Source organism: Liquorilactobacillus vini DSM 20605, from assembly GCF_000255495.1.
Classification (GTDB): Bacteria; Bacillota; Bacilli; order Lactobacillales; family Lactobacillaceae; genus Liquorilactobacillus; species Liquorilactobacillus vini.
The window spans coordinates 13,880-25,853 of the sequence record NZ_AHYZ01000060.1; the positions used below are offsets into that span (position 1 = coordinate 13,880).

16 protein-coding genes are annotated in these 11,974 nt (G+C 36.8%); 4 read left to right on the forward strand and 12 right to left on the reverse strand.

The window, feature by feature from the left end; genetic code table 11:
• Positions 1-34 precede the first annotated feature (34 nt).
• Together ytpR and ON15_RS03475 are read right to left on the reverse strand one after the other, a co-directional pair.
• The gene (gene ytpR, locus ON15_RS03470; protein WP_010580096.1) at positions 35-679 is read right to left on the reverse strand and encodes a YtpR family tRNA-binding protein; all 645 of its coding nucleotides are present in this window, start codon (positions 677-679) and stop codon (positions 35-37) included.
• Between the two features lie 27 nt (positions 680-706).
• Positions 707-1,024: a thioredoxin family protein gene (locus ON15_RS03475; protein WP_010580097.1), complete on the reverse strand. Its 318-nt coding sequence runs from the start codon at positions 1,022-1,024 to the stop codon at positions 707-709.
• Positions 1,025-1,156: 132 nt separating this feature from the next.
• On the opposite strand from ON15_RS03475, the gene ON15_RS03480 reads away from it, so the two are divergent.
• A complete protein-coding gene (locus ON15_RS03480; RefSeq protein WP_010580098.1) occupies positions 1,157-1,513 on the forward strand; it encodes a membrane protein in 357 nt (118 codons plus the stop codon).
• 61 nt (positions 1,514-1,574) lie between these two features.
• Here the strand turns inward: ON15_RS03480 and trmB are convergent, their stop codons facing one another.
• From trmB to ON15_RS03500, 4 genes are all read right to left on the reverse strand, one after another.
• Entirely contained in the window at positions 1,575-2,222 is a 648-nt protein-coding gene (gene trmB / locus ON15_RS03485; RefSeq protein WP_010580099.1) for a tRNA (guanosine(46)-N7)-methyltransferase TrmB, read from the reverse strand.
• A 72-nt stretch (positions 2,223-2,294) separates the two neighbouring features.
• A complete protein-coding gene (locus ON15_RS03490; RefSeq protein ID WP_010580100.1) occupies positions 2,295-3,086 on the reverse strand; it encodes a phosphotransferase family protein in 792 nt (263 codons plus the stop codon).
• A 66-nt stretch (positions 3,087-3,152) separates the two neighbouring features.
• Entirely contained in the window at positions 3,153-4,367 is a 1,215-nt protein-coding gene (locus ON15_RS03495; RefSeq protein ID WP_010580101.1) for an ABC transporter permease, read from the reverse strand.
• On the reverse strand, positions 4,360-5,100 hold the full coding sequence (locus ON15_RS03500; protein WP_010580102.1) for an ABC transporter ATP-binding protein: 741 nt from the start codon (positions 5,098-5,100) through the stop codon (positions 4,360-4,362). The genes ON15_RS03495 and ON15_RS03500 overlap by 8 nt, the downstream gene beginning before the upstream one ends.
• A 108-nt stretch (positions 5,101-5,208) precedes the next feature.
• On the opposite strand from ON15_RS03500, the gene ON15_RS03505 reads away from it, so the two are divergent.
• From ON15_RS03505 to ON15_RS03515, 3 genes are all read left to right on the forward strand, one after another.
• Positions 5,209-5,637 (forward strand): HIT family protein, encoded by a 429-nt coding sequence (locus tag ON15_RS03505; RefSeq protein WP_010580103.1) that lies wholly within the window; start codon positions 5,209-5,211, stop codon positions 5,635-5,637.
• Between the two features lie 2 nt (positions 5,638-5,639).
• Positions 5,640-5,936, forward strand: coding sequence for a hypothetical protein (locus tag ON15_RS03510; protein ID WP_010580104.1), 297 nt, complete (start codon positions 5,640-5,642; stop codon positions 5,934-5,936).
• A 141-nt stretch (positions 5,937-6,077) separates the two neighbouring features.
• A complete protein-coding gene (locus ON15_RS03515; protein ID WP_010580105.1) occupies positions 6,078-6,962 on the forward strand; it encodes a peptidylprolyl isomerase PrsA in 885 nt (294 codons plus the stop codon).
• A 50-nt stretch (positions 6,963-7,012) separates the two neighbouring features.
• On the opposite strand, the gene ON15_RS03520 is transcribed toward ON15_RS03515, so the two are convergent.
• From ON15_RS03520 to ON15_RS03545, 6 genes are all read right to left on the reverse strand, one after another.
• Positions 7,013-7,984 carry a 3'-5' exoribonuclease YhaM family protein gene (locus ON15_RS03520; protein ID WP_010580106.1) on the reverse strand — a complete coding sequence of 324 codons (972 nt, stop codon included), beginning with the start codon at positions 7,982-7,984 and terminating at the stop codon, positions 7,013-7,015.
• A 39-nt stretch (positions 7,985-8,023) separates the two neighbouring features.
• Complete coding sequence (locus ON15_RS03525; protein ID WP_010580107.1) at positions 8,024-8,362, reverse strand: YlbF family regulator; 339 nt, start codon at positions 8,360-8,362, stop codon at positions 8,024-8,026.
• A gap of 79 nt (positions 8,363-8,441) precedes the next feature.
• Entirely contained in the window at positions 8,442-10,574 is a 2,133-nt protein-coding gene (locus ON15_RS03530; RefSeq protein ID WP_010580108.1) for a PBP1A family penicillin-binding protein, read from the reverse strand.
• 23 nt (positions 10,575-10,597) lie between these two features.
• Entirely contained in the window at positions 10,598-11,059 is a 462-nt protein-coding gene (locus tag ON15_RS03535; protein WP_010580109.1) for an arginine repressor, read from the reverse strand.
• A gap of 78 nt (positions 11,060-11,137) precedes the next feature.
• Entirely contained in the window at positions 11,138-11,614 is a 477-nt protein-coding gene (locus tag ON15_RS03540; RefSeq protein ID WP_010580110.1) for a cyclic nucleotide-binding domain-containing protein, read from the reverse strand.
• A complete protein-coding gene (locus ON15_RS03545) occupies positions 11,601-11,894 on the reverse strand; it encodes a hypothetical protein (RefSeq protein ID WP_010580111.1) in 294 nt (97 codons plus the stop codon). The genes ON15_RS03540 and ON15_RS03545 overlap by 14 nt, the downstream gene beginning before the upstream one ends.
• Positions 11,895-11,974 lie beyond the last annotated feature (80 nt).

Here is an 11,974-nt window from a genome sequence, read left to right on the forward strand (position 1 = left end):
TTTTCACTGACAAATTCCGGCCAACACGATCTTTTTAAAATTTCCAATCAACTTTTTGTGCATGGTGCAGATCAAAAATTGAACCCACTTGATATTTCTCAGGCGGCAAAACTAAAATGCCTCTTTTTTGAGGAGCATGCGGTAATTTTAATTCACGAGCTGCACAAATCATGCCATTGCTAACGGCGCCACGTAAGTTTCCTGGCCAAATAATCTCTCCATTGGGCATCATTGCACCAACTTTGGCTACTACCACCATTTGTCCAGCAGCTATATTAGGTGCTCCACAAACAATTTGTAGTTTTTGAGCTTTATCAACTCTGACTTGTGTTAGGTGCAAATGATTTGAGTTTGGATGCGGCTCACATTTTTCAACATAGCCAACCACAAATTTAGCATCCTGATCAGCTATTAGTGTATAATTTATTCCCGCAGCTTGTAATGATTGATTTAATTTTTTTAACTGCTGTGAATCTAAAATAACTTGACCAATGGCTGTTAAATCATTCAAAATTTCAGAAACTTTGAAAAAATTAAAACCGATAATCTGGCCAGACTTCCGATCTGCAATTTGAACAATGTTTCCTTTGCGGCTAACTATCTGTTCAGCTTTCGGCTGGCCTAAAATCACCAGCAAAACATCACCCAGTTGAGCTGGGTTATAACAAGTAATCAACATTCCTAGAACTCCCTCAAAAATTAATTGTTAAGACTTCATCAAAAAAGCCTCAACTTCAGCTTTGGTCTTTCGATCTTTATTAACAAAGCGACTGACCTCTTTGCCATTCTCGTAAACAACAAAACTTGGGATACCAAGGATCCCCATTTCTTGACATAAATCAAGATTCTCATCACGATCAACTTTTATAAATTTATATTGTGGAAAGTCTTTTTCAATCGCTGGCATTGCTGGCTTGATAAATTGACAATCAGGACACCATCCGGCTTCAAAGAAAAAAACAAATTTTCCTTTGGCAAACTTTTGCTGCAAACTCTGCTGATCAATTTTTTCCAATTTTTGCATAAATGCTACCTCCAATAAGTTTGCTTTCATTATAAAGCAAGTTGCGTTTGAAACCAAAATTTATAATTTTTTGCACCACTTTTTTTAGTTGTGCTATACTCAATTTAAACAATCACCAAGGAGGTTTTCCCAATGAAAATTAAAGCTAACGTTTTCTTTCCACTTATTTTTGGTGCTATTGCTGGATTTATCAGCGGATTGCAAGCCAACGGAAATCTCCAGCAGCCAACCAAACTAACACCTCAGCAAATCCTTAAAAAAATTCGCTCAGCTTTTCAGGCCGAGACCCCAGTTCAGGATTCTTGGATCAACATGCAGCCACAACATTTTCAACGCTTTGCTTTAAAGACGGATGTTTATCGTGGTGGAATTTCACGTTTAGAAGATCAGCAACTGATTCAATATGACTTTTTGGCTGATGCTAATACTGGTAGTGTGCTAGAGTTAAAACGCAGCAATTATCTTAAAAATCCCATTGCCAACAATTAATAAGCTTTTCAAACATGAACCTGAAAACAAAAAATTTTGTTTTCAGGTTTTTGATGATCAACTAATTAAAATGCGCGATTAATTTGAAGATCGGTTGTCCTTTTTGACTAAATTTCTCCTCATATTCAGTCATAATATTGGTTTCGTTGGCCTCACTATGGTGTAGGTCTAACCAAATGCCATCAAATTTCATACCAAAATTATTTAAGCTTTTTATTGAAAACTCAAAAAGTCCTTGATTATCGGTTTTAAATTCGATTTTCCCATTTGGTGCCATTACCTGCTGATATTGACTTAAAAATGTCTGATAAGTCAAGCGTCGTTTAGCTTGCTTTTTTTTGGGCCATGGATCTGAAAAATTTAAAAAAATCCCACTAATTTCATTGCTTGCAAAAAATTCCAATAATTGATTGCCATTACCGCAAACTAATTGGAGATTAGTTGGCATCTCATCTGCCTGCAAGAGCCTCTTAAGGGCCATGGCTGCCACCGTCGTCTGCAGCTCCATTCCAATATAGTTATTTTCAGGATGCTTTTTAGCCATCTCAATGATAAATTTTCCCTTACCCATACCGATTTCTAAAAAAAGCGGCGCTCTTTTTACAAATCGTGATTGCCATTTTCCACGATAAATTGCCGGTTCAATCACTATTTTAGCTGAATTTTTGGCAATCAGCGGCTTCGCCCAGGGTTTATTCCGCAAACGCATAAATTTTATCCTCCTTGCCCTAAAACAAAAACAGACACATTCAATCCTGAATATGTCCCAAAATTTATTGATTCAAATCATTTTTTTAAATATCTTGGCTAAATCCAATATGTTTCGGTTCATTTCAAAGAAACGACCACGCTGATGAAATTCTTTGATCTCAAGCAATAATTGTACCATTTCATACCACTGAAGTCTTTTTTTCAATTGCTGATCAACTCTGATCTGATACTTGTTGATTAACCAATCTTGCCAATCTTGACGTGGAACATACTGACGCATTAACATACTTAAATCCAATGCTGGATCAGCTAAAGCCGCTGATTCCCAATCGACTAAGTACAAACGACCATTATCCGAAAGCAACCAATTTTTATGATTTAAATCACCATGACTAACCTGATAATGATGATAATCTAACATCGGCTGATTAGCTCGTAAGAAATTAGCCACCTTTTTTAATAATGGGTGATGCCGCAAGTCACTGCTTAATCCCCGAAAATAATTACCTAGCAGATCTGCTGGAGAAAGATAGACCCCACCAACTTGTCGCAACATTTTTTTCAATAAATTCGACTGATGCACCCTGGCAATCAGTTTTGCCACAGCTGGATCTTTCATTTCTTTCCTTTTTAAGCAACGCCCATTCAGCCACTCCTGAGCTGTCAGTGTATCTCCTGTCGAAGTATGTTTCGTCCACACTAACCGTGGCGTAATTTTTTCAAGTGACAATGCAGCTAAGAATGGTGAGGTGTTACGCTTAATAAATAACTTCTGCTGCTCCTCGTTGATTCCCATGTAAGCCATTCCAGTACTGCCACCAATAGGTCTGATCTGCCAGCCGTTATCTAGTCTAAAATCCATGACGGCCAGTCCTCTCTGATTTAGTACTCAACTAAGTTTTAGTTTACAAAACTTTAAATCTAAGTGTCAAGTTCTTTTTTTTAGATATGACAATAAAAATAAATTGTTTAGTAACCAAATCTCTATTAAAACACCAATGATTTCAAACAGCAAACGTTTAAGATCGAACTCGATCAACTGACCAATCACCAGTAAAATCACTGCTGCCAGCAGCATTAATTTCCAATTCAATCGTTTAAAAGCTTGATACTTAACTTTCTTGTCAACCGGATACAAGTAAGTCAAAGCATTATCATCAAAAGTAAAATATAGTGGAAACTGCTGAAAACCAATTAAATAGATAAAGATCAGGTCTAAGATTATCGGTAACCAAAAACCCTTGAGAATTGCTTGTAAAATTCCAGCTAAAACAACTAGTCGTATAAATAAGCCGCTATACTCACTGCGACGCAAAAAACTACGCATAAATAGAAAATCATAAATACTTGGTGATTTTCTAATTGATGGTAAACAGCCGTCCAGCCAACGTAAACGATAAATTCGACCTTTAATCTGCGGGACATCAATGAACAAATTAATTACCCGATAAATCGATTGCATCCGCTGCTGCTCATTTTTAATCATTTGTTGCCAATTAAAAATTCCCTTATTTTTTGCTGAACGAGGCAATAAAGTTTGTCCAATAATCACTGCCGCTGGTATTAAAAGGCTGAATAAATTACTGGTCAAAACATACAGCGCTAAACACGACAATGGCAACAGCCACTTAAAAATCAAGAAATGCCAAATATAATCTTTTTCCCAGCTAAAGGCTTGCCCTTGCTGGACCACCAGCCAAATCAGCTTTAACATTAACTGCAAAATCAAAAGCCCTAGCAATAATGGCCACGACCAATTTAATCCATGGCCCACTAACGGTAAAATTACAAACCAAGCAACTACTTGCCAGCCTGCACCAACCAAGTATGAGTGTTTAAAAGCCTGTTTTAGATATCCAGGTAGCTGGTATTGTTCAGGAGCTAAAAAAATCATATCTGCCGGTTGCAATAAGGTTGCTAACCGACCGACCTGCAACCACAACAACAACCAGAGAATCACGACTGGTTGTTCCCACCATTTTGGCTGCTCAGGCAAGCTCTTGATTAATTTTGAATAGGCTAATGCTAAACCACCCATGAAAAAAAGAAGCGCAATCACAAAATGATCATTCAAAACATATTTTGCGTAATGCAAAAGGGTATTCAAATAATTTTGTTTGCGTTTTTTCCATAATTCATTCATACTGTCGATCTTCCTTAGTGAGTGCAAAATAGATATCTTCTAACTGATGCGAGCTTATTTGCGATTGTTTCTCCAGTTCGGCTAGATCCCCTTGCGCTTTGATTTGGCCTGCCTGCAGCAAAACAAAATAGTCACATTTGGTCTGTGCCGTACTTAAAACATGAGTTGACATTAAAATTCCTGCCCCTCTTTTTTTCTCCTTACTTATCAATTCCAATAAATCACGGGTTGCTAATGGATCTAAGCCCAAAAACGGTTCATCAATAATATAATAATCAGCCTGCGTAATAAAAGCGCAAACAATCATAACTTTTTGCCGCATTCCCTTTGAAAACTTAGCTGGGAACCAAGTTAATTTATTATCTAAACGAAAAACTTTCAATAACTGCCGCGCAAGCTTCCAAGCAACTGTTGGATTTAAATCATAAGCCTTGATCGTCAAATCAAGGTGTTCTTTTAAAGTCAATTCGGGATAAAGCAGCGGCATCTCTGGAATATAAGCTAAGCTCTTTTTATACTTGCGCGGATCTTGCTTTAAGGTAACATTATTAATTTTAATTGAGCCCTGCTGCGGTTCCAGCAGACCAATAATATGATTGATTGTCGTCGACTTTCCAGCTCCATTCAGCCCAATCAAGCCAACCAGTTCACCCGGCCTGACTTGAAAAGATATTTTCTTTAAAACTGGAATCTGTGAATAACCGCCGACTAAATTATTGATTTCAAGTGCCATTAAATATTCCTTTCTAAGAAAAAATGCTAATTATTAATTACTAGCTTAAAAACTCTACTAATGTTAGTGTATACTAAAATTAAGGAATTAGAAAGAAGGTTATTTTTTATGAATGATTGTATTTTTTGTAAAATTATTAGCGGTGAAATTCCCAGTTTCACGGTCTACGAAGATCAAGATGTCAAGGCTTTCCTTGATATCTCACAAACGACACCGGGACACACACTATTGGTTCCCAAAAAACATGTAACTGACATTTTTGCTTATGATGAACAATTAGCTAAAACTGTTTTTTCCAGAATACCAAAAATTGCACGGGCAATCAAAGCCAGCAACCCGGTCATCGAAGGATTAAATATTATCAATAATAATGGCAAGGTTGCTTATCAATCCGTCTTTCATTCACATATTCACTTTATTCCGCGCTATAACGATCAAGATGATTTCAAAATGATTTTTAAAGATAATTCAGCTGCTTATAATGCGGAAAAATTACAAACAATTGCTAATGCTATCAAAAAACAATTGGAGGATTAATTATGAATTGGAAAAAATTGCTGTTTTTGGGGACCAGTTTAGCTGCCAGTGTTTGGCTCTATAAAGCCATTAAGCAACAGCAATTGTCTGTCACTGAAAAGCAGGAGTTGAATAGTACTTTGCAAAAAGTCGGCCGTTCTCTAAAAGCAGTTAACAAAAACACGCACTTATTAGAACAAGAGCTTGTCAATTCAACTTTTGCCGCTGACTTAGAAAAATCATTTACTGAATATCAATTTAAAATCGAGCCAATTTTAAAACGATTAGCGGCATTGCAGCAAGAGTTTCCTAAAATATAAAGTGTTTCGCGACTTAACCATGAATAAAAAGTGAAATTTTTTGTAAATTTTACTTTTTTAACTGTCTCAACTCATTGCTTGTGTTATAGTTATAAACGTTAGTTATTAATTGAATACTTTAGATTGGATGTGTTTTAGATAATGAAAAAATGGTTACTTGCAGCAGCTGGCGTCATGCTAACACTGTCGCTAGGAGCATGTTCCAAAACTGTCGCTACCACTTCCGGTGGAAAAATTACTGAGAGTGCATATTATGACAGTATGAAGAAAACTTCTTCTGGTAAACAAGTCTTGGAACAGATGATTCTGGATAAAGTCTTAGAAAAAGATTATGGAGATAAGGTTTCTCAAAAGAAAGTTAATAATACTTATAACACTTACAAGAAGGAATATGGATCTTCGTTTTCTTCACTTTTATCAAACAACAGTATGACTACCTCAAGTTTCAAGCAGTCTATTCGTTCAAGTCTGTTACTAAAAGAAGCTGTTAAAGATCACGTCAAAATTACTAATAAACAGCTGAAAAAGCAATGGAAAAAATATCAACCTAAAACGACCGTTGCTCATATCTTAGTCGCTAAAAAATCCACTGCTCAAAATATTATTAATCAGTTAAACAAGGGCGCAAGTTTTAGCAAATTAGCTAAAAAGTACTCAACTGATAGTGCAACTAAGAATAAAGGCGGAAAACTTGCAGCTTTTGATAATACTAATAGTTCACTTGATTCAAGTTTCAAGAAAGCTGCTTTTAGCTTGAAACAAGGGGAATACACAAAAACTCCGGTCAAAACGAGTTACGGCTATCATATTATTAAATCTCTCAAACGTCCGGCTAAAGGTAAAATGTCAGATCATATCGCCGAACTTAAAAAACAAATCATTGATAATGATATGAATGATTCAACTGTGTTGCAAGGTGTTATTTCCAAAGTCCTGAAGGGCGGAAATGTTTCAATTAAGGATAATGATTTGAAAGATATTCTTTCTAATTATTTATCTTCAAGTACAAGTTCTTCCAGCAATTAAACAAGCAAAGCAAAAGCGATGACTAAATTTAGTCATCGCTTTTTTGGTAATTATTTTTTTGACGGATCCTTCAAGTCCTCACTTGGACGAAAGAAATTACGACCATCCATCCCGAAAATCTTTTCAGAAAATTGACCGGGTTCAGTATGATGTAAGACTCCGCTCAACATCTGAATTGAAGCATCCAGCTGATCAATTTGATGCAAGACCTCGGCTTCTAAGATATGTGGTCGAACTGGTGAACCATATTCCAGCAAACCATGATGTGCCAAAATTAAATGTCTCAGCAGCAAAACATCCTCTTGATTTTCCGAGATCCGCAACTGATGACAAGCTTCAACAATCTGTTCATCAATCAAAACAATATGACCAATTAAATTACCGGCTAAAGTATAAGTCGTTGCTGTTGGTCCGGAAAGTTCAATTGTTTTGCCCATATCATGCAAAATCGTTCCCGCATACAGCAGTGAAGCATTGATCACTGGATATTGCTTGGCAACTGCCCGAGCTAACCGCAGCATTGATAATGTATGATAAGCTAAGCCACCGGCAAATGCATGATGATTCTTTTTGGCAGCCGGATATTTGAAAAAGGCAGCATGATTTTTATTCAACAAATAGCGTACGATTCGATTCCAATTCGGATTAATAATTTCAAAAACTGTTTGGTTGATCTCGCTTTCCATCTTTTCAAATGAGACTGGTGCCTGCCTTAGATATAAACTACTATCATTTGGCTCAAATTCAGTTGCCAATCGCAAGTGCAAAATTTTAATTTGCGGATTTCCTTGATAATTTTCCCGTTTTCCCTTCAGCAAAACCACTTTTCCGGGTTGGAATTCACTAATTTCATGCTCAGAAGCATTCCAAAACTTAGCACTGATTTCACCTGACCGATCAGCAAAGGTAAAGGAAATAAATTTTTTACCATTTTTTGCTGACCGCACATCAGCTGCTTTAATCAAAACAAACAATGCAAGATCTTCATTAACTTGATAGTCGTAAATTTTTTTGGAACTCAAGCTGATTCCTCCCTAATTGGGCTTGACAAAACATTTTAATTAATCACGATAAAGTTCATCAACCGGCTTAAACATAATTTGACTAATCTCATCCAGCAAATGAGCCAATCCCTGCTCTTTTTGCATCAAATCGACAATCAAAGGATTTTTTTGAACTCTTTCACCTAGATCCTTTAACTGATTAATATCTTCATCTTTTAAAGTTCCATCAGTCTGCTTTTTTTGAAACTCAATCTGTTTTTGCTGAAATTTTTTAAACATTGCTAACGCCAATGGATCCTGTTTAATTTTGGCATAAGCGCCTTTAAGAGCTAAAAACTCACTGGTTTTTTGCAGATCTTCCTCTAGTTGATTAGCTGTATCGTAAATGTTTACCATGATTTTTCCTCCAATATTAAGTTGATCATCGTACTTTAATCAGTGTAACATGAATCAACAATTTTTTGCTGTGAATTCGCTACTTTCCGAAAATACCTTGAACTTTTTGCTTTCCTTGCTCAAACAAGCTGCTAGCTTTTTCACCTAAATCAGAAGTTGATTTTGAAAAATCATCCTTTAAATTGCTGCCTGCATTTTCAAGTGTCTTCCATAAGCCGCTGCTTGTAGACGTCGTGTTGTTCAAACGAGCTGAGGCACTCTTAACTGTAAACTTCGTCCCTGCAGTTTGCGGTAAAATCGCCTGCATTTGTTCCTTGAAAAGTGCTGACCCACCACGGGTTCCTTCATCATCTAAAGAATATTTACTGGAATCAAAACCAACCCAAGTCGCTAGAACAATATCCGGAGTATATCCGATATACCAATGATCACGATCAGAAGTCGATCCTGGTGAACTTTGGGTTGTGCCTGTTTTGCCAGCTATCGTATAACCGCTTGGCTTAGCATTAACACCCGTTCCGAGATTATAAACATCCATCATCATGCTGGTCATTTCTCTTGCTTGACTCTTACTAATAATTCGCTTAGAAGAAACATTTTGATTATCAACAATTACTTTCCCACTCGCATCAACAATTTTAGTAATCAAATGTGGCGACTTTTTCACTCCGTTATTGGCAAAGGCCGTGTAAGCACTCGCCATTTGATAAGGTGACTCCCCCTTTTTCAATCCGCCTAAAGCCAAGCTTAAATTGTCATCACTTGCAGTGACATTCAGCCCAAACTTTTTGGCCATTTGATACCCGCGATCAACACCAATCTTATTCAATAGCCAAACCGTTGCGGCATTTTTGCTATCAGCCAATGCCAAATACATCCTAATCTTGCCTGCATATTCATTATCATAATTATGCGGTGTATACTGATTAGTGCCATATGATTGGAGTTTATCTTCCAAATAGGAATCATAATGATAACCAGCCGCTAAAGCTGGTGCATAAACAGCAATTGGTTTGATTGTTGATCCTGGTGAACGAATTAGTTGCGTTGCACGATTGTAGCCTCGAAAAACATGTGAACCTGCCCGACCACCAATTAAAGCTGCTACTCCACCAGTTTTCGGATCAATCGCCACTGATGCTCCTTGGGCTTCAGTGCCATCGCTAGCATTATATGGGAACAATGCTGAGTCAGCAAAAGCATCCTGCAAATCCGTTTGATAATTCTGGTTAAGAGAAGTATAAATTTTATAGCCACCATTCATAATTTCTGATTCGGTCAAGCCATATTTGTTAATAGCTTCACTGATTACAGCATCAAAATAATAAGGATACTTGTACCCTGATTGATAGTGGTAGCGATCCTTGGTTGTCATTGATGTTTGCTGATAGCTTTTAGCCTGAGCAGTCGTCAATTTCTGATTTTCAACCATTAGCTTCAAAACCAGATTTCGCCGCTCTTTGGAGGCTTGCGGATGATCAATTGGATTATAGCTATTGGGACTGGTCAGCATCCCAGCTAAAGTTGCTGCTTCTGGGACCGTTAACTGACTAGCATGCACACCAAAATACTTTAAAGATGCATCTTCCGCTCCCCAGACACCATGTCCAAAATACGCATTATTCAAATACATCGTCAAAATTTCACGTTTAGAATATTCGTTTTCCACTTGCATCGCAATAAAGATCTCTTTGGCTTTACGAGAAAAGGTTTGCTCTTGAGACAAAAAAGCATTTTTAACTAATTGTTGCGTTAAAGTACTGCCGCCACCACTAATATAATTTCGGCCGGTTAGCCGATTGCGAAGATACAACAACCCTGCCCGAGCAATTCCCTTGAATGAAAAACCATATTCGTGGTAAAAGTTCCGATCTTCTGTTGAAATCACAGCATTTTGCAGATTGACCGAAATCTGACTTAAAGGCTTCCATGTCCCCTTTTGTGAATATAAATAACCTGCTTTTTGATCCTTGTAATCATAAATTTCTGTCGAACGTTCCAAGCGAGCTTTTAAATCATCTACCTTGGCAGTTTTGGCGACAAAAACTAAATACGTACTAATCAGCAAAAAGATACCTAAAAAGCCAATCATCAGCCAACGCGTCAAACAGTAGCGATGCCAAAAGTATTTGAGCCATTTAGCAAATGCCTGATGCCAATTTTTTAAAACCTTTTTAAGCTTTTCCCACACTAAATTAAAATTTGTTTTCAAACTATCAATCCTTACTGGTTAGCTTAATCCTGTGACTGCAGATGTTCCTTAAAAATCTGGTTGATTTTAGTTGCTTGCTCGATCGTTTGACTGAGAATCACGATCGTATCATAGCCTGCCAGCGTCCCAACAACTTGCGGTAATTCTAAATCATCAAGGATTGCCGATAAAACGTTGGCATTATGCGGCAATGTCTTTACAACATTTAAGAATTGAACTTGGGTAATCTCAGTCACCATTTCACTGATATTAGCATATAACTGCTGTTTTTCCGAAATTGGATCTTCTCTAAAAATAACATAGTGCAATTTGCCATTGGTTGCCTGTTCTTTAACAATCCGTAGCTCGCGAATATCACGCGAAATCGTTGCTTGCGTTGCTTTAATGCCTTGCTTTTCTAAGGCAGCCATCAGCTCCTCTTGATTAGCGATTTCTTCTTGACTGATCAACTGTTCAATTGCTGCTTGTCTGATTTCCTTTTTCATTTGAACCCCTTCATCTTTTATCTCGTTGTTTTTTTAATTATAGCAAAAAAAACAGCGGTGTTAAAACCGCTGAGCAATCTAATTAAAATCTTTATATTCGATAAATAACTGTTGTTTCAATCTTTTTTCTTTATAGCCCACGCGGGTAACTAAATTTCGGCTAGCTAATTCACCAAAAATCCTCCTAACTGTTCGATCAGTGGTTGAAGCACTAACAGCCATATCATGGACCGTGATCCATTTTGGTAAGATTCGATCTCCATTTTCAGCCTGCGAGCAGAACTTCTCTCCCCAAAATAATAACTGTTTAATAACCCGTTCACTCGGTCTAATTGCAGTTGAAATTATCTGCTGTCGATAAATATTTTCTAATAAAACTTTATTTTTAAAAGATAAAAAAAAGCTAAATTTTTCATTGCTTAAAATCATCTTTTTTAAAATATCTCGTGGTATCAATAAAGCTAAACCATTACATTTCCCCAAAATCTCTGTAAATAATAGCCGGCTATCATCCCAATTATCCAGGTCGTAGAAAACGCTATCATTTTTTTGCAAAAGCTGTCCGGCTTAGCTCCAAGTCGACCGCTGAGTACAAATAATTTTCCGTCAAAAAGATTTTAGCCCCACAATCGTTTTGAGTAGATTTAGAAAGCACAGCTGCTCCCTCCAAAATTATTAAAAGATACTCGTCAAGCCTAAAATCAAGACTTAAATTCTGATTCTTCTTGAAATTTTTGACCTGACCACGAATTAACAAACTTTCCTGCAAGCTATTATCCAACCACGGAAAAAACTTTAACTTTGAAATTAAATGATACTTGCCATCTCTTTTCATAACTTTCCCCACTTTTTAAAAATAATTATTACACAAATAATTATATCAAAAAAGTTAGGTCAATGAAATATAGGTTTTAA

Coding starts and splice junctions, on each gene's coding strand:
- ytpR (WP_010580096.1), bottom strand. CDS start 679: ATGTTGATTACTTGTTATAACCCAGCTCAACTGGGTGATGTTTTGCTG.
- ON15_RS03475 (WP_010580097.1), bottom strand. CDS start 1,024: ATGCAAAAATTGGAAAAAATTGATCAGCAGAGTTTGCAGCAAAAGTTT.
- ON15_RS03480 (WP_010580098.1), top strand. CDS start 1,157: ATGAAAATTAAAGCTAACGTTTTCTTTCCACTTATTTTTGGTGCTATT.
- trmB (WP_010580099.1), bottom strand. CDS start 2,222: ATGCGTTTGCGGAATAAACCCTGGGCGAAGCCGCTGATTGCCAAAAAT.
- ON15_RS03490 (WP_010580100.1), bottom strand. CDS start 3,086: ATGGATTTTAGACTAGATAACGGCTGGCAGATCAGACCTATTGGTGGC.
- ON15_RS03495 (WP_010580101.1), bottom strand. CDS start 4,367: ATGAATGAATTATGGAAAAAACGCAAACAAAATTATTTGAATACCCTT.
- ON15_RS03500 (WP_010580102.1), bottom strand. CDS start 5,100: ATGGCACTTGAAATCAATAATTTAGTCGGCGGTTATTCACAGATTCCA.
- ON15_RS03505 (WP_010580103.1), top strand. CDS start 5,209: ATGAATGATTGTATTTTTTGTAAAATTATTAGCGGTGAAATTCCCAGT.
- ON15_RS03510 (WP_010580104.1), top strand. CDS start 5,640: ATGAATTGGAAAAAATTGCTGTTTTTGGGGACCAGTTTAGCTGCCAGT.
- ON15_RS03515 (WP_010580105.1), top strand. CDS start 6,078: ATGAAAAAATGGTTACTTGCAGCAGCTGGCGTCATGCTAACACTGTCG.
- ON15_RS03525 (WP_010580107.1), bottom strand. CDS start 8,362: ATGGTAAACATTTACGATACAGCTAATCAACTAGAGGAAGATCTGCAA.
- ON15_RS03535 (WP_010580109.1), bottom strand. CDS start 11,059: ATGAAAAAGGAAATCAGACAAGCAGCAATTGAACAGTTGATCAGTCAA.
- ON15_RS03545 (WP_010580111.1), bottom strand. CDS start 11,894: ATGAAAAGAGATGGCAAGTATCATTTAATTTCAAAGTTAAAGTTTTTT.